A 16548-nucleotide genomic window follows, 5' to 3' on the forward strand; every position below is an offset into this window, starting at 1 on the left:
ATCATGTTTTAAATAGACATGATCCGATTTTTTTTAACCGTAAACTACACGAACCCATGCCATTGCAGTTTAACCCGGTAAAGCTTTTTTCCGGAACAGGTTCTAAGGGATTATCACTTAAGATTGCCGAACATTACGGCAAGCCACTTGGTAGCGTAACCATTCACAAATTCAGTGATGGAGAATTTCAGCCTTCCTTTGATGAGTCAATTCGTGGTAGTGATGTTTTTCTAATCCAGTCTACTTATCAGCCTAGCGATAATTTAATGGAACTTTTGTTAATGGTTGATGCTGCTAAAAGAGCATCGGCACATTATATTACAGCAGTTGTTCCTTATTATGGTTTAGCCCGTCAGGATAGAAAAGATAAGCCACGTGTAGCAATCGGTGCCAAATTAGTGGCCAACTTATTAAAATCAGCAGGTATTCACCGTATTATGACGATGGATCTACATGCTGCACAGATACAGGGTTTTTTCGATATTCCGGTTGATCACTTAGATGGATCGGTAATCTTCGTACCTTATATCAAAAGCTTAGGCTTAAAAAACTTAACTATTGCATCGCCAGATATGGGCGGTTCGTATAGGGCACGTACTTTTGCCAAATTTTTTAATGCTGAGGTAATTATCTGCGATAAACGCCGTAAACGTGCCAACGAAATCGAATCAATGTCGATTATTGGTGATGTAACCGGGCAGGATGTAGTATTGATCGATGATATTTGCGATACTGCCGGAACCTTATCAAAAGCTGCAGCCTTGATTATGGAAAACGGTGCAGCAAGTGTAAGAGCGGTTTGTACACATGCTGTATTATCAGGCAAAGCAATAGAAACGGTAGAAAATTCGGTATTAACCGAGCTGATCGTTACGGATACAATTCCATTAAGACAGGAAAGTCCGAAAATTAGAGTGCTAAGTACAGCAAGTTTATTTGCAAGGGCAATTGCCAATGTAAACGAGCATGGATCAATTAGTGATCTGTTTAGAGTATAGCGTTGGGCGTATTGCGATAAGCGCTTAAAACGCTAGTTGCAAAGGCTAAACAATAAAAAAGAGTTTAAATAAGGTTGAAGGTAGAGGGTTGAAGGCTTAAGGTCTTGATACTTGATATTCGATACCGAACACTAATAATTAAATAAATAAAAAATGAAAACAATCGCAATTAGCGGTTCTCCAAGAGAGAACGTAGGGAAACGCGATGCCAAGGAACTTCGCTACGAAGGTAAAGTTCCGGCGGTATTGTATGGTGGAAAAGAGCAACAACACTTAGCTGTGGTTATTGCTGATTTAAGAGATGTTATTTATACCCCGGATGTAAACTTTGTGGAGATTGATGTAAATGGTGTTAAAACCAAAGCTATCGTAAAAGATACTCAGTTTCACCCACTTACCGACGTATTATTACACATCGATTTTCTTCAGTTATTTGATGAGAAAGAAATTGTTATGGAGATCCCGGTTAAATTAACAGGAACTTCTCCAGGTGTTAAAATGGGGGGTAAATTAATCCAGAAATTACGTAAACTACGTGTTAAAGCATTACCAGCTAACATGCCACAAAACGTAGAAGTAAGCTTAGAGAAATTAGAAGTAGGTAGTTTATTCCGTGTTCGTGACCTTAAAGGTGATAAATACGTAATCACTAACACTCCTGAAGATACTATCGTTTCTGTTGCAATGTCTAGAGCATTAAAACAAGCAGAAACTGAAGCTGCTAAAGGTAAAAAGTAATCAGGATTCTTAGGATTTCTTGATTTCAAGATGAAGCGTTTCGATTTAATTCGGAACGCTTTTTTTTTACATTAAAATTAATCCGCTAATCACCTAACACTAACCACTTCGCTATTCATTAAGAAGTTGTTTGAAATGAATGAATTAATTTTGTGGTATGGGCTGCCGACTTCGGACTCCTGACTTCGGACCTTTTTTTTATCTTTGCCCCATGAAATATCTTATAGTTGGCTTAGGAAATATCGGACCTGATTATGCACATACCAGACATAACATTGGCTTTGATATTGCTGATGAACTGGTTAAAGGTTTAGGTGGTAGCTTCGATAATATCCGTTTGGCCTATTATGCTGAGGTGGGCTTTAAAGGTAAAAAACTGCATGTAATTAAACCAACTACCTTTATGAATCTGAGCGGTAAGGCCGTTAACTATTGGATGAAGGAATTGAAAATAGCACCAGAAAATGTACTCGTTATTGTTGATGACCTTGCCTTGCCTCTAGGAAAGCTAAGGTTAAAACTTCAAGGTTCCAGCGCTGGTCACAATGGTTTAAAAAGTATCGAAGAGGTTTGTGGTGGACAAAACTACGCGCGCCTCCGCTTCGGCATTGGAAACGATTACCCAAAAGGCAGGCAAGTAGACTTTGTTTTGGGTTTGTTTGATAAAAATGAACAGTTGGAACTTCCTGCATTGATTGATAAAAGTGTAGAATTGATTAAAAGTTTTGTAACCATCGGCCCGGCCCACACCATGACGGCTTTTAATAAGTAATTTTTTATAAGAATCGTTATACTGATCTGATAGCTATCGGATTTATTTCAGCATCTTTGGCAAAACAAATCTTAAAATAAAATTAGAGCTGACGAATAGTTTGGCTGCATTACGCATAATCGAAAAAAAAAGTTTTTTTGAAGAGCAATTGCAGTAGTTCTTTTTAACGTTCGTCCTGCTTTTCATTACAAGTCCTCGCTACGCTGTGGGCTTTCCATTTCAATCAGGTCTAAATGGCAGTGTCTATACTGCTGTTGTGGGTAGAATAGCATAGTTTTATATAGACTTCCTTTTACTAGTCAATGATGTGCGTCCTCATAAACCATCTGATATGAAACAGGTCGATAAAGGCAATTTCTTTTTTCTGCACCATGCAACCCCAAATAGTATTGCTGGCTGCGCCACCTAAACCCGATCACAGTGGTTCCGGTTTTTCACCGGAAGGAACGGAGAGCGGGACTGCACAAGCCTAAAAGCCTCTGCACCTGATTTCCAGAAAAAAAATAATGATTAGTGGGTGAGGATGTCTATTGTTTGGTGAGAATAGAATAAATGGTATCGAAGTGTCATCATTTCGAGCGGAGCGCAACGCAGTTGAGAACCACGAAGTGCTCAGCGAAGCTAAATCTATTTCTCATAAATCTCTCCATTCCGCGATGCTCCAAAGGAGATGACAACTTTTCTATGGAGATATGCCAATGAGCAGCATAGTCGAACGACCAGCGCAATTAAAAAACAAAAGCTTTTAAACAAAAAAAGACCATCTTTCGATGATCTTTTCATAAATATGTTTTAGTTAATGATTATTTAATTTTTTCTTGAGCTCTTGCAATGTAAGCATCAATTAATTGCGCTTCTGCACTCTCAGGATATTGTGTTTTTACTTTAGTATAAGCTTCAACAGCACCTTTAAAATCATTTTGGCTTTCGTTAACCAATCCTAATTTCTTTAAAAACATTGGTGAAGTAAATTTACTTGCTTTATCTGCCGCTTTTTTATAGTAAGTGGCCGCTTGTTTAAAGTCTTTCAATTCGCTGTAAGCATCGCCTAGTAAACCTAAAGCCAATGGATCTGCAACTGGGCTACCAGTAGCGCTATATTTGCTTAATGCCTCTATAGCTTGTTTATATTCACCCTTACGTAAGTAAATACCGCCTAAATAAAGGTTAGCTAAGTTTGCCGATTTTGTGTTGTCGTATTCTTTAGCTATTTGCTCTAAGCCTGGGTAACCACCTTCGCCTTTAACCGCTCTGTTCGATAATGAGTCTACACCAACAAATTGTTCTGCTTTGTACATTTTGCTAGCGGCTTCTTCAGCACGACCTTTTAAATACACGCCTTGATACCAAAGATATATTAAAACTAATAAAACTACAGCACCTGCAATAAACAGTAAGCTCTTATTATTCTCTTGTAAAAATGAACCTTTTTTAGTTGGTTGAATTGTCTGGTTATCTGTTGTAGACATGTTTGTTTAAAAAATTTAAGATTGCAAAAATACATTTTTCAATCAAAGTATCAATCTTTATTTTGAAGTATTTGATTAAACATTAGTTATTTAGGCGTGCAGATTCTAAAATCGTCATGATAATTAGCGTAACAAGCTAATCAGTGTGTTAAACCAGGTTTGGTTATCGCTAAAAATACCAGTGTGGTTAATCACCAGGTACACCGTTTGACTTTCGGAGCGGCTCACCGTAGATCTAATTCTGATGGGCTGCCAGAATGCGCCGAAGTTTTTTGCGGACGAAGCCGGGAATAAATCGTCGAAGCCCATGTAAACCTCTTCTATATGAGACAGTGGAAGTTCCAATTGTTCATCTCCCGTAATAAAAAGACCGTTAGAGGCCAATAGGATATTGCCTTCGTGATTGTGAATAGGCTTTAAAAACGAAAATAAACCTACGATTTTTTTAATCCAGCCCGAACTTTTTTCATTGGTCAGTTCATGATCGTAAGACCATAGAACATTACCTTCTAACATTTTTTGTGCAACCATCTAATTTTCCTTGCTATGAAAGTACAATTTTTTTAAATGTTATTAACGTTTATTTTAAACAATGGGTGTTAAGAGGCTAAAAAACGGTAAATTTGTGACATATTTATGTGGTTAAAAAATATTACCCTTCTAAATTTTAAAAACTATACCGATGCAGATCTCCATTTCTCGGAAACTGTGAACGTTTTTACGGGTAATAACGGCTCAGGCAAAACGAATATGCTCGATGCCATTCACTATCTCTGTCTATGTAAAAGTTACTTTAACCCCATCGATAGCCAGCAGATTAAAACCAATGAAGAGGTTTTTATGATTCAGGGCGATTTTGAACGCAACGAAAAAAACGAAAAAATTTCTTGCGGAGTAAAACGCAATCAGAAAAAGCAGTTCAAACGTAATAAAAAGGAGTATGATAAATTGGCCGATCATGTTGGTCTTTTTCCGGTGGTGATGGTTTCTCCTTACGATGTGAACCTGATTATGGAAGGCAGCGAGGAGCGGAGAAAATTTATCGATAATGTAATTTCGCAAACGGATGCACATTACCTGGATCAATTGATTACCTATAACCGTATTTTGTTAAACCGGAATGCTTTGCTAAAGCAGATCGCCATTACCAGAAAATACGATCCTACACTGCTCGAAATTTTGGATGAACAGCTGATTTTAGCGGGAAATAAGATATTCGCCATCCGTAAAGCCTTTATGGATGAGTTTATTCCGCTGTTTAATCAATATTATACCTACCTTACCGAAAACAGGGAAATTGTAGAACTGAATTATCAATCGCAATTGAACGAGGCCACTTTTGAAGAGCTGTTAAAGAAATCGGTAGAGAAAGACCGTGTACTGGAGCGGACCACAACGGGTATTCATAAAGATGAGTTGGCTTTTGTAATCAGTGGAATGCCTTTAAAGAAGTTTGGTTCTCAAGGTCAACAGAAGTCTTTTTTAATTGCCTTGAAAATTGCCCAGTATGCTTACCTTGCTAAAAACAAAGGATTTAAGCCTTTGCTTTTATTGGATGATATTTTTGATAAGCTGGATGATAACCGCGTTCGAAAATTAATGCAAATGGTTTCCCACCATGATTTTGGGCAGATATTTATTACAGATACAGGAAGAGAAAGAGTAAAATCAATTTTTGAAAAAATAGAAGTTGATGTAACTTTGTTCGAAGTAGATAACGGAACTATACAAAATGCGTAAACCTAATGATGTTACAGTAAAAGATGCCATCAGCAAAATGCTGGATGTATACCGTTTGCGCCGTAAATTCGACGAAACTTCGATCTTATCCGTCTGGCCGGAAATTATGGGCACTGCAATCGCCAACCGCACCAAACAGATTTACATCCACGATAAAAAGCTTTTTTTACGGATAGAATCTTCGGTAATCAAAAATGAACTGATTATGGTACGCCAGGGAATAATCCAGAAATTAAATGAACATGCGGGTAGCGAAGTGATTACCGAAATGATTTTTTTGTAGGCCTAAAGAAGCTGTAGAATTAATATAAAATTGTCATCCTGAGCTTGTCGAAGGACCTGTTTAAATTTAGTTTCAAGCGTTTCGACAGGCTCAACGTGACAGATTGAAATCTAGCCCTTTCCTCCACCAAATATCTTAGACAAAATCCAGATCAACAGTGCAAGCACGACTACAACTACAATAACGCCAACCCAAACGCCGGCTTTAAATATACCTTCTACCAGTTCACAACTGCTTAAGGTGGTGCATAAAAATGCAATCATTACTAAAGGGAATGCTCTTTTCATATCTATGTTAATTTGTAATAGCTAACATTAAATACTAAAGAAAGTTTTGGTAAATGACTTATTTGCCTGGAATCGTCCTGGTCGTGGTGTTAGATGTTATCATCTGACACCGTACTGGGCCTACTATTGCAATTCCAAAATATTTTAAATAAAAAACAGTCAGATGGAAATATCTGACTGCAGGTTTAAAGCTACTGCCCGTTGTTTAATAAACCCGACAAAGCGTCATAGCCCGCAGCCCGATATTTCATCGGGAGAGGACTATAAGCGGTGGCGGGACTTCAGCTGCCACACAGCGCTGAACATTGTTTTCCAAAAAAAATACCTGCCAAATAGATAAGCAGGTATTTTCGTGGTGGTGTCAGTTGGTAACATCTGACTGCATAAATTTTTATTTCCCATTTACTTTTAACAATTCAACCTCGAAGATCAAAGTGCTGTAAGGAGGAATATCCTGTCCTGCACCACGTGCTCCGTAAGCTAAATCATATGGAATAAAAAATTTGTATTTAGAACCGGCAGGCATTAATTGTACACCTTCTGTCCATCCTTTAATTACCTGGTTTAATGGGAAAGAAATCGGTTCGCCTCTATCATAAGAGCTGTCAAATTGTTTTCCGTTCAGTAATGTTCCTTTGTAATGCACTAGTACCGAATCGGTAGCCAGTGGTTTAACGCCAGTACCAGCAGTTAAAACTTCGTATTGTAAGCCGCTTGCAGTTGTTTGTACACCCGCACGTTTTTTGTTCTGTTCTAAGAAATCTTGTCCTTCTTTCATAATTGGTGCATATTTAATTTTATTTGCTGCTTCTTCAGCTTTGTTTTTTACTGATGATGCCTTGGCTAATGCCTCATTAATACATTGTTGTGCCTGCTGCTGGGTTAAAGTAACCTTGCCACCTGTAAATGCATCTTTCAAGCCTTTTAACAATACTTCGTAATTTAAGGTAGAAAGACCAGTAGTTTTTAGGCCTGCACCGATAGATGTACCAAAAGCGTAACTGGTAGAATCTAAAGTAGATTTTAACGCTGTAAAGGTTGATGTTTTACTTATGGCTGTAGTTGGTTTTTTGGCAACAGGTTTCTTTGCTACTGTTTTGGTTTGTGCATAAGATGCAGCAGCGATACCGGATAGACATACCGCTAAAAAAATTCTCTTCATTGATTATTTTATGTGTAATTAATTCCAACAGGTTTAAAATGGTGGATTATATTTTAAGGTCGAAAGATACAAAATAGATAAAACAATAAAACCCCGAATGTTCGGGGTTTTATTGTAAGTTTTTTGTGTTGGAAACTAGAAACGTTCGTCTGCTTTGAAGAAGAAGTTACCTTCAATTTCTGCATTTTCGTCAGAATCTGAACCGTGAACAGCGTTTGCATCGATTGATTTTGCATATTTCTGACGGATTGTACCTTCTGCAGCTTCAGCTGGGTTAGTGGCACCGATCAATTTTCTGAAATCTTCAATGGCATTGTCTTTTTCTAAAATAGCAGCAACAATAGGCCCTGAAGACATAAAGCTTACTAAATCTTTGTAAAAAGGACGCTCAGCGTGAACAGCATAGAACTGACCAGCAGTTTCTTCTGTAAGTTTAGTATATTTTAATGCGATGATTTTGAAGCCAGCATTAGTAATGTCGTTAATGATTGATCCGATATGGCCGTTTGCTACTGCATCAGGCTTAATCATGGTAAAAGTTCTGTTAGTGCTCATTGTGCTTTTTGATATCAAATTTTTTGCAAAAATACGTTTTAATTGATGAATAATCAACAGCTATTGCTTAAGATTGAAGTTGGTATATCATTAATGGTATTATGGCTTTAAATATGAAATAAAGCCTGTTTTTAGGATAAGATCTTGCTTATCTTAAAATCCTTTAATCCTATATTAAAATTACTTAGCTTTGCAGCGCAAAAAATATATGCTTACACTAACTGAATTAAAAACATTATTGGCTACGCCACAACGAATTGTGATCACTACGCATCACAAACCCGATGGCGATGCGATGGGTTCATCTCTGGGGTTATATGGATATTTAATTCAAAAAGGCCATCATGTTAAGGTAATCACACCAACAGATTATCCTACCTTTCTGCATTGGATGCCAAATAATGGTAATGTAATTATTTTTACAGATGAGCAAGAAAAGGCGGCCAGGTTAGTTGATGAAGCTTCGCTCATATTTTGCCTTGATTTTAATACCCTAAGTAGGATTAATGAATTAGGCGAATTGGTGAGGGCAGCAGGAGCAAAAAAAATCATGATCGATCATCACCTCGACCCTGAAGATTTTGACGACTATCGTCACTGGGATATCAATGCTTGTGCTGCTGCGCAGTTGGTTTACGATTTTATTGTAAATCAGTTACAGGATGGCGAGCTGATCAATAAAGATGTAGCTTCTTGTCTGTACACGGGTATTATGACCGATTCGGGATCTTTCCGCTTCTCATCGGCAACTTCAGAAGTATACCGTATTGCCGCAAACCTGATCGATTTAGGGGCCGACCAATCGAAAATCCACGAGTTGGTATACGATAACTCAAGCGAAAATCGTTTGCGCTTTTTGGGCTATTGCCTGTCAAACAAGTTAGAAGTTATAAGAGAATACAACACCGCCATTATTTCGGTGACGAAAGAAGAATTGGCACAGTACCATAGCATTACCGGCGACACAGAAGGGGTGGTAAACTACGCCCTTTCCATCAATGGTATCCGTTTAGCTGCGTTAATTATTGAACGACCAGATAAAGTTAAGTTATCTGTTAGGTCTACAGGCGATTTTCCGGCCAACGAAATCTGTAAAAAGTATTTTAATGGCGGTGGCCATAGAAATGCAGCAGGTGGTGCGGCAGAAAAACCATTAAATGATGTAGTTAACGAATTTAAATCGATATTAGCAGAATATAAAGAACAATTGATTGCCTAAGGGTAAGAAATAAACACTAAAACTTAAAAAAGTCAAATTAATAAATGAAAAAGGGAATTATTATTCTAGCAGCAGCCACTTTAGGTTTAGCAGCATGTAAACAAGAAAAAAAGGGAGCTGGTGGCTTATTGTATACCATTCACCACTCGGCAGGTAACGAGAAAATCAAAGAAGGCGATATCGTTAAAATGAATTTTATCCAGAAAAACGATAAAGATTCAGTTTTATCGAGCACTTTCGATAGCGAAACGCCTGCATTATTTCCTGCACAGAAAAAAATGTATGCTGGTGATATGAACGACGTTTTAACATTGTTTGGAGAAGGCGATAGTGCTACTTTTAAAGTAAACTTGGATACTATGGCATTTCATAGTAAACAACCTAAACCAGAGCAGTTCAAAAATGATAAGTACATTACTTTTACGGTGAAAATCGAGAAAGTATTCAAGAAAAAGGCTGGCGAAGCTGATTCTACTTTTAACAAAAGAGCACAAGAGTTTTTCCAGGCTGATTATAAAGCTAGTTCAGAAAAAAAGAAAGCTGCTGAGCCTGCTAAGTTAAAAGCTTATTTAGAAGATACTAAACTGGCAACCAAAACTACTGCAAGTGGTTTACACTATATTATCGAAAATGCAGGTAGTGCAGAAAAACCAGCTTTAGGCGATACTGTATTAATTGAATATACTGGTAGGGTGACTAAAAAAGGTAAAGATGGTAAATACAAAATCTTCGATACAAGTGATGAGAAACTGGCTAAAGCAGAAAAGGAATTTAAACCAGGTAAACCTTACGGTCCTCAAAAAATGCCAGTTGGCGGTACAATCCCAGGATTTACCGAAGCTTTACAGTTAATTGGTAAAGGTGGTAAAATTAAAGTGATTATCCCTTCTAACTTAGGTTATGGCGAGCAAGGTGCACCTCAGGTAGGTATCATGCCTTTCAGCCCAATTGCTTTCGATTTAGAAATCAAAGATATTATCAAAGGAAAACCAGCTGCAGCAGCTCCAGTTCAAATGCCTGCTCCAGTAGTTAAAAAATAATTTCTTTAAGATATTTAAAAATCCTGCTTATTTATTTAAGCAGGATTTTTTTTGCCCACCTTTTTTCGATGCTGAACTGATAAATAAAACATTTCAAAGATTTATAAAAACTTAATATAACCTATCTTTGTAGTGATCTAATAAAATAGCAGGTATTTTGAAAAAAGATATTTAGGCTGTTTTGAAATAAATAAAATTTAAATGAAGAACGGAATTATTATTCTCTTGGTAGCGGCTTTGGGCTTGTCTGCCTGTAACAAATTCGAAAAAGGTGAAGGAGATATGACTTACAAGATCTATAAAAGTGAAGGTAAGCCGAAAATTCAGGATGGTGATTATGTAAAGTTAAATGGTGTTCAAACGGTAGAAACCAATACCAATCCCGATTCGGTAATGGTAAATACCTATGACAATGAACGTCCGGCTTTCTTTGCCATCAGCAAATCAATGTTTAAAGGTGATTTAGCCTCTGGATTGAAACTGCTTGGTGAAGGCGATAGCGCCGTTTTTAAATTGAACCTGGATTCGATGGAGAAATATTCAGGTCAGCCTAAACCAAAAGGACTAAAATCAAACATTGCTTCTTTTACCATTAAAATTGAGAAAGTATTGCATAAAGGGAAAGACGCTGATTCTATTTTCGAAGCGAAGAAACGCCTTTTTTTTGAGTCTGAGTACAAAGCACTAAATGAAAAAAATAAAGTGGTAGAGCCCGCTAAAATTGCAAAGTACGTTGCTGAGAATAATTTAAAGGTAACTACTGCGCCATCTGGACTACAGTATGTTATTTCTGCTCCGGGCAATTCAGAAAGAGCAACTTTAACTGATACGGTATTAATGGACTACACAGGCCAGTTTACCAATAAAAAATCGAACGGAGCATTAAATGTTTTTGATACTTCGAATGCTAAAATTGCAAAAGAAGCCGGGATTTTCTCTGAAAACGTACAATATGTACCGCGTAGTTTACCTTTAGGGCAATTGCCGCAAGGGGTTATTCAGGGTATCCAACTTATTGGTGTTGGCGGTAAGATCAAAATGATTTTGCCATCAAGATTGGGTTTTGGCGAAAATGGTGGCGGACCGATTAATCCATTCACACCTTTGGTATTTGATGTAGAACTGAAAGGTATTATTAAGCCAAATGTGGCAGCCCCAGTAACTAAGTAAATATTTACCATAACATAAAGGCGCAAGGATCAGTAAATTATAATACTGGCTTGCGCTTTTTTTGTGTTAAGAAATTGATAATTATAGTAGTAAAAGAATTTTTTTGTTTAAATTAGATTAACAAAACAAATAATCATCCTTATTATCACTATGCGCTCAAGCAGTACTATTATGTTTCTGGGCCTGAAATTGATGCTGTTCAACATGTTTTTCAGCCTGTTTCTAAAGGATGGATACTGCAGGCACGTAAAGGCTTCTTATCGTTATCCAGCATGTAATAGAAATAATCACAGTATTTCCAAATGGCTTCACTCAATCGCTATTGAAAAGCAGAGGGATGGTTTATTGGAATATGTCAAAAAAAAACTGCCACCTACCTTAGTTAAAAACATAAAATTTAAAGCTTTTGATAGAATATTGGATAAGTTTTGAATAGATATATTAAACTTTTGTTTAAAAATCTATTCAAACTGTTTTTCCTGCCTTCAGGTGAAAATGATTAACGTTTAAAACTAAACTTTATGGAAAAGATCAAGGTCTTTTTAATTCACGATTATGATGCTTTAATGGATAGTGTTGAATCCATTCTAAGTGATTCAGAAAGTATTGTTGTTGTTGGTAAGGCTAATTCTGCAGCACTTGCCGAACAATTGATCAGGACTAAGATACCAGATATGGTACTTGCCGATGTTAGTGTTGGCGAAAAGGTTGGAGCTGATTTAACTAAATTGATTAAAAGAGAATTTCCCAAAATTAAAGTTATTGTACTTTCTATGCAGGATGATTTTATCAATATTTCGAAAATGATCAAGTCTGGAGCAACAGGTTATCTTTTAAAAAATGTAAAGTTTCACGAACTGCATAAAGCAATTAATAAGGTTATGCTTGGCGAAACCTATATACAAAATTCCATCACCGCTAAATTTATTAATGGTTACCAGCGTGAAAACCATACAGAAGAAGTGAATATTTTATCACCTCGAGAAGTAGAAATTATTAGGTTGATTGCCAAAGAATACACTTCTGCAAGTATAGGCAGGATGCTCTTTATTTCGGAGCATACAGTAGAAACCCATCGTAAAAATATATGGCGTAAAACTGGTGTGAAATCAATTGTTGGTTTGCTGAATTTTGCACACGAGCATCAGCTGATTTAATTTTGAAAGAGACCTCACAGGTTTCATAAACTTGCGAGGTCTGTTTGAATTTTTAAGCTTGCGCTTCTAAATATTGCGCATAACAATAACCTTCTTCGCCATCGTTAGTCCTTACCAGCCACCATAAATCGTTGCTTCTGTTTACCAGGGTAATCACCTCGCCATGTGCAGCTTTACCTACAATAGGTTGATCCGTTCCCGGGCCTTTACGGATATTTAAATTACTGCTCTCTGTAATCACTTTTGCATGCGTAACTGCAGCATCAATGGCTACGTTTACATTCAGAACCAAGTCGCCTGATGTAAAGTTGGGGTCAATCTGATTATAAACTTCCCAAAGATGATCTTTAGTTGCACCATCGGCAGCAGTTCCATCTATGTATAAAACCCCGTCTTGCTCCCTCACCGCTAAATCTGCTATGCCTGCCGCAGTTGCTGCGTCAGTTAGTGCTTTGTATTTATCTGCTAATGCCATGGCTCAGTTATTTAACGATTAATTTATTGTCTATTTTTTTAGGTTTTAATGCACTCAAATGCTGCATTAAGTTGATTAATGAGGCCTTTTTAATTTCGCCGGTTAAGAGAACTACACCATCTTTAACCTCGGCTTTCACCGTTGGGAAATCTTTGGTCGCATCAGCAACATTTTTAATTAAAGTAGGGTCTTCTGCAATTACAACAGGTACATCTGCTGGTTTAACTGTTAAATTGTTGATTACAGATTTTACCCCTTTTTCTGCCTTTGCAATTTCTTCTGCTTTGGCTTTTGTGTCTTCATCATCAACTTCACCAGTTAAAGTTACTTCGCCTTTAGTAACAGCTACGGTAATACCAGCAGCTTCTTTGGCCTGGATTGCGGCCTGGATTGCCGCATCTTTTGGTTTACAGCCTACAAAAAATAGTGTAGTTGCAATAATCATGCTCATTAATAATTTAGTTGTTTTCATCCTCTTGGTTTTATATTGATATTATTTGACAATACAATGCTTAGAAAACTTAAATAGTTTCCTTCTTACTCGGTGGGATGACTTCGTTAAAGCTAATATATGAAATACGTTTAATTAGAAACTAAAATCTTTTATTTATTTCAGAATAAATTTTAAACAGCGCCTTGGCTTAATTGAGATTTGATAATCCGTATTTATAACATTTGATTTATAACCAACAAGGGGAGTGAAGTGATCAATCATTCGAACAGCCTTCTCAGGTGTTAAAAACCTGAGGTGACCGAAAATTAAATCCAATCTTTAAAGGGCTTAACTGCTAAATTGGAATTATAATATTTTTCTTCTTGGGTAACTTCTCTGCTTACCCAATCTGGGAGTTCGAATATTTCGTCTTCACTGTCAAGTTCAATTTCGGCAACAATTAGTCCTTTATTATCGCCTAAAAATACATCTATCTCCCAAACCTTGTCGTTAAATGTAATTTCATAACGTGTTTTTGAAAGTTCAGTTAAGGAAAAGTGATCTAATAACTCTGTGGCTTCACCAACAGGGATTTCATATTCGTATTCCATCCGGGTTGCACCAATCGTTTGACCTTTTATGGTTAAAAAACCTTTGGTTTCGGTTGCCCTTACGCGCACCGTTTTATCTTTATCGCTAAGTAAATAACCTTGTCTAAAGAGTTTTCCTTCTGGTTTGCTCAGGGTATTCCATTTCTGATGATCGATTAAGAATTTGCGTTCTATTTCTTTGCCCATCATCTTGCTCTTTTCTGTAAATCAGCAACAGGCATGCTGATCAATCTTCCAATCGGTTGTTTCCCGCGGTAAGTAATTACACGGAGCATACTGGCATCTTTTGGCACCTGTAATGCCGCTGTATATTTCGGATAAAAACGGTCGGGAGTAGAGTTATCAAAGCTATAGTAGATATCCAGACCGTCTATTTCCGTCGTTAATTCGATCACTAACTGTTTATCAGCACTGCGTTTTACTGTAAAAATCGGATCGTAAATTGCAGGTGAATATTTAATTTCTGCTAAATCTAATCGTTTGAAATGCTGTTGTGTGCGATCAACAAAATTTGTCCAGTTTTTCTTTTCAATTGGACTCCAGATCGATTCCGAAATGGCAAATGCACGTGGCCAAACCATATATTCTGCCTGGCGGAAAGTAAAAACCTGCTCTGTCCAAAGGTTGGCCTGTGCACCAATAATATACTGTGCATTTACGCCCGCTGGAACAGGGTTAAACTGGTAGGCTTTATTTAACCTTAACGAGGCATAAACTTTTGGTTCGGTAATCGGATCTGCCTGCATATAATCCAGGTATGCAAAATCAGTTGGACTCATTACCACGTTGTGCTTTTCATTCGCTGCCTGGATACCATATTTCATTCCTCTCCAGCTCATTACGGCTGCTGTTGGCGATACACCTCCTTCAAGAATTTCGTCCCAGCCCATAAACTTTTTGCCTTTCGAAATCACGATCTGTTCTACACGTTTTTCAAAATAAGCCTGAACTTGAGGAATAGTTTTTAAACCTTCGCGAAGCATTAAAGCTTTAACCTGATCGTTCTTTTCCCAGAAATTATGAGGAGCTTCATCACCACCCATATGAATGTATTCAAAAGGGAAAAGTTTAGCTACCTGGGTAAGCACAGAATCTAAGAACACATAAACTTTTTCGTTTGCCGGGCAAAGTGTATTATCAATCAAAGCAGTTGGTGGCGCACCACGGCTCCAATCCATAATTTTCTCACCTGAGCGCACTTTATAATTAACGGCATCCGGTGTGCAGGATAATTCAGGGTAAGAAGCGATAATAGCTAAACTATGCCCTGGAACATCGATTTCTGGTAATATATTTACAAAACGTTCTTGTGCATACTGAACGAGTTCTTTAATATCTTCCTGGGTATAAAAACCGCCATAAGTACGGGGTTCATCCGCCGTTGGTGGGGTAAAATCGCCGAAAGTCCCGATTTTTTTAACGCTCCATGCACCTATTTCAGTTAATTTAGGTAAGCCTTTAATTTCAATTCTCCAGCCTTCATCATCTGCAAGGTGCAAATGCAACAGATTAAATTTATAACGCACCATGTCGTCAATAAACTGTTTTACTTCTTGCTTGGTGAAAAAGTGACGGGCTACATCGAACATTAAACCTCTCCAGCCCAATTTTGGATAATCTACCACATCAACACAAGGCGCTTTCCATTTGATATCATTTACTAGTTCCTTGCTTTCTATTTCGGCTGGGAAAAGTTGAAGCAATGACTGAACGCCATAAAAAATCCCTGCTGGTTGATTTGCAGTGATGACAACCTGTGTAGGATTAACATTTAGTTTGTAGCCTTCTTTACCGAGTTGGGTATCTTCTTGAGTATTTAAAATCAGTTTAATAGTTGGGTGACTTGAATTACTGACTGTGCTTACAAATTTACCGGTAGCGGTAGTAATCCGATCGGAAAGGTAAGCGATAGATTGTTTTAATTCTCCACTCTTAACAGTCTGGATGGTTACATTTTCTGGTAAGGTAAAAGTACCTGCCTTTTTCATTAAAGATACAGGCTCAGGTATAATAGCAATTGGTGTTTGTGCAACTGCGCTTTCGGAATCGCCGATTTCAGTTTCTGTAACAATAGATTGAGCGAAGGTATTGGCTGCAAAAAAACAGTAAGAGATAATCAGGAATATTTTTTTCATTTAAATCATTAAAACGGGTTAACCGGATAAGTATAATTCCGCAATTTATTAAAAAAGATTTTAATGGGTGGTATTTGTGCAGAAGGAAATGTGCAAGAAGCAAAGCGCGGAGCGTATAGCGGTTAGCGTTGGATAAAAATTGTAATTGAATTTATGATATTATTAGAGATTTGTCAGTCTGAGCGGAGCCGAAGAATTAATCAGAAAGCCATCATCTGCGAAAATCTTTTTGATCTTCGGGAACAGCAATTTTGTCCCAAAGTTAGCTGATTCTGAAAAAAGATTGCCTTCGACATGCTCAGGA

General features: G+C 37.4%; 18 protein-coding genes. 9 read left to right on the forward strand and 9 right to left on the reverse strand.

Features of this window, described 5'->3' with window-relative positions; all coding sequences use genetic code 11:
* The first annotated feature begins 56 nt into the window (after positions 1–56).
* The 3 genes from FHT21_RS20030 to pth all read left to right on the forward strand — a co-directional run bounded on the left by FHT21_RS20030 (position 57) and on the right by pth (position 2508).
* Positions 57–998, forward strand: a complete 942-nt coding sequence (locus FHT21_RS20030) for a ribose-phosphate pyrophosphokinase (RefSeq protein WP_055909454.1) — start codon at positions 57–59, stop codon at positions 996–998.
* A 153-nt stretch (positions 999–1151) separates the two neighbouring features.
* Positions 1152–1736, forward strand: coding sequence for a 50S ribosomal protein L25/general stress protein Ctc (locus FHT21_RS20035; protein WP_167296482.1), 585 nt, complete (start codon positions 1152–1154; stop codon positions 1734–1736).
* A gap of 211 nt (positions 1737–1947) precedes the next feature.
* Positions 1948–2508: an aminoacyl-tRNA hydrolase gene (pth, locus tag FHT21_RS20040; protein ID WP_025144146.1), complete on the forward strand. Its 561-nt coding sequence runs from the start codon at positions 1948–1950 to the stop codon at positions 2506–2508.
* Between the two features lie 803 nt (positions 2509–3311).
* Here the strand turns inward: pth and FHT21_RS20045 are convergent.
* Both FHT21_RS20045 and FHT21_RS20050 read right to left on the reverse strand, forming a co-directional pair.
* Positions 3312–3977, reverse strand: a complete 666-nt coding sequence (locus tag FHT21_RS20045; protein ID WP_167296483.1) for a tetratricopeptide repeat protein — start codon at positions 3975–3977, stop codon at positions 3312–3314.
* Between the two features lie 123 nt (positions 3978–4100).
* Positions 4101–4493 (reverse strand): hypothetical protein, encoded by a 393-nt coding sequence (locus FHT21_RS20050; protein ID WP_167296484.1) that lies wholly within the window; start codon positions 4491–4493, stop codon positions 4101–4103.
* A 120-nt stretch (positions 4494–4613) separates the two neighbouring features.
* On the opposite strand from FHT21_RS20050, the gene FHT21_RS20055 reads away from it, so the two are divergent.
* Together FHT21_RS20055 and FHT21_RS20060 are read left to right on the forward strand one after the other, a co-directional pair.
* On the forward strand, positions 4614–5717 hold the full coding sequence (locus tag FHT21_RS20055) for a DNA replication/repair protein RecF (protein ID WP_167296485.1): 1104 nt from the start codon (positions 4614–4616) through the stop codon (positions 5715–5717).
* A complete protein-coding gene (locus tag FHT21_RS20060; RefSeq protein ID WP_167296486.1) occupies positions 5710–6000 on the forward strand; it encodes a DUF721 domain-containing protein in 291 nt (96 codons plus the stop codon). Before FHT21_RS20055 ends, FHT21_RS20060 begins: the two co-directional genes overlap by 8 nt.
* 110 nt (positions 6001–6110) lie before the next feature.
* On the opposite strand, the gene FHT21_RS20065 is transcribed toward FHT21_RS20060, so the two are convergent.
* The 3 genes from FHT21_RS20065 to FHT21_RS20075 form a co-directional block, all read right to left on the reverse strand.
* Complete coding sequence (locus tag FHT21_RS20065) at positions 6111–6287, reverse strand: hypothetical protein (RefSeq protein WP_167296487.1); 177 nt, start codon at positions 6285–6287, stop codon at positions 6111–6113.
* Positions 6288–6678: 391 nt separating this feature from the next.
* Entirely contained in the window at positions 6679–7449 is a 771-nt protein-coding gene (locus FHT21_RS20070; protein WP_167296488.1) for an FKBP-type peptidyl-prolyl cis-trans isomerase, read from the reverse strand.
* 135 nt (positions 7450–7584) lie between these two features.
* Entirely contained in the window at positions 7585–8004 is a 420-nt protein-coding gene (locus FHT21_RS20075; RefSeq protein ID WP_039479466.1) for a nucleoside-diphosphate kinase, read from the reverse strand.
* Positions 8005–8212: 208 nt separating this feature from the next.
* Here FHT21_RS20075 and FHT21_RS20080 point away from each other — a divergent pair, with 208 nt between their 5' ends.
* The 4 genes from FHT21_RS20080 (at position 8213) to FHT21_RS20095 (ending at position 12590) form a co-directional block, all read left to right on the forward strand.
* Positions 8213–9223 (forward strand): DHH family phosphoesterase, encoded by a 1011-nt coding sequence (locus FHT21_RS20080; RefSeq protein WP_167296489.1) that lies wholly within the window; start codon positions 8213–8215, stop codon positions 9221–9223.
* A 44-nt stretch (positions 9224–9267) separates the two neighbouring features.
* Entirely contained in the window at positions 9268–10263 is a 996-nt protein-coding gene (locus FHT21_RS20085) for an FKBP-type peptidyl-prolyl cis-trans isomerase (protein WP_167296490.1), read from the forward strand.
* A gap of 201 nt (positions 10264–10464) precedes the next feature.
* A complete protein-coding gene (locus tag FHT21_RS20090; RefSeq protein WP_167296491.1) occupies positions 10465–11433 on the forward strand; it encodes an FKBP-type peptidyl-prolyl cis-trans isomerase in 969 nt (322 codons plus the stop codon).
* Between the two features lie 521 nt (positions 11434–11954).
* The gene (locus FHT21_RS20095) at positions 11955–12590 is read left to right on the forward strand and encodes a response regulator transcription factor (protein WP_167296492.1); all 636 of its coding nucleotides are present in this window, start codon (positions 11955–11957) and stop codon (positions 12588–12590) included.
* Between the two features lie 52 nt (positions 12591–12642).
* Here the strand turns inward: FHT21_RS20095 and FHT21_RS20100 are convergent, their stop codons facing one another.
* The 4 genes from FHT21_RS20100 to FHT21_RS20115 all read right to left on the reverse strand — a co-directional run bounded on the left by FHT21_RS20100 (position 12643) and on the right by FHT21_RS20115 (position 16244).
* Complete coding sequence (locus tag FHT21_RS20100; protein ID WP_167296493.1) at positions 12643–13065, reverse strand: SH3 domain-containing protein; 423 nt, start codon at positions 13063–13065, stop codon at positions 12643–12645.
* 7 nt (positions 13066–13072) lie between these two features.
* A complete protein-coding gene (locus tag FHT21_RS20105; protein WP_208398992.1) occupies positions 13073–13537 on the reverse strand; it encodes a BON domain-containing protein in 465 nt (154 codons plus the stop codon).
* A 287-nt stretch (positions 13538–13824) separates the two neighbouring features.
* Positions 13825–14298: a CYTH domain-containing protein gene (locus FHT21_RS20110; RefSeq protein ID WP_243854058.1), complete on the reverse strand. Its 474-nt coding sequence runs from the start codon at positions 14296–14298 to the stop codon at positions 13825–13827.
* On the reverse strand, positions 14295–16244 hold the full coding sequence (locus FHT21_RS20115) for a family 20 glycosylhydrolase (protein WP_167296494.1): 1950 nt from the start codon (positions 16242–16244) through the stop codon (positions 14295–14297). The genes FHT21_RS20110 and FHT21_RS20115 overlap by 4 nt, the downstream gene beginning before the upstream one ends.
* Between the last annotated feature and the right edge of the window lie 304 nt (positions 16245–16548).

The organism is Pedobacter sp. SG908, from assembly GCF_011759615.1.
Classification (GTDB): domain Bacteria; phylum Bacteroidota; class Bacteroidia; order Sphingobacteriales; family Sphingobacteriaceae; genus Pedobacter; species Pedobacter riviphilus.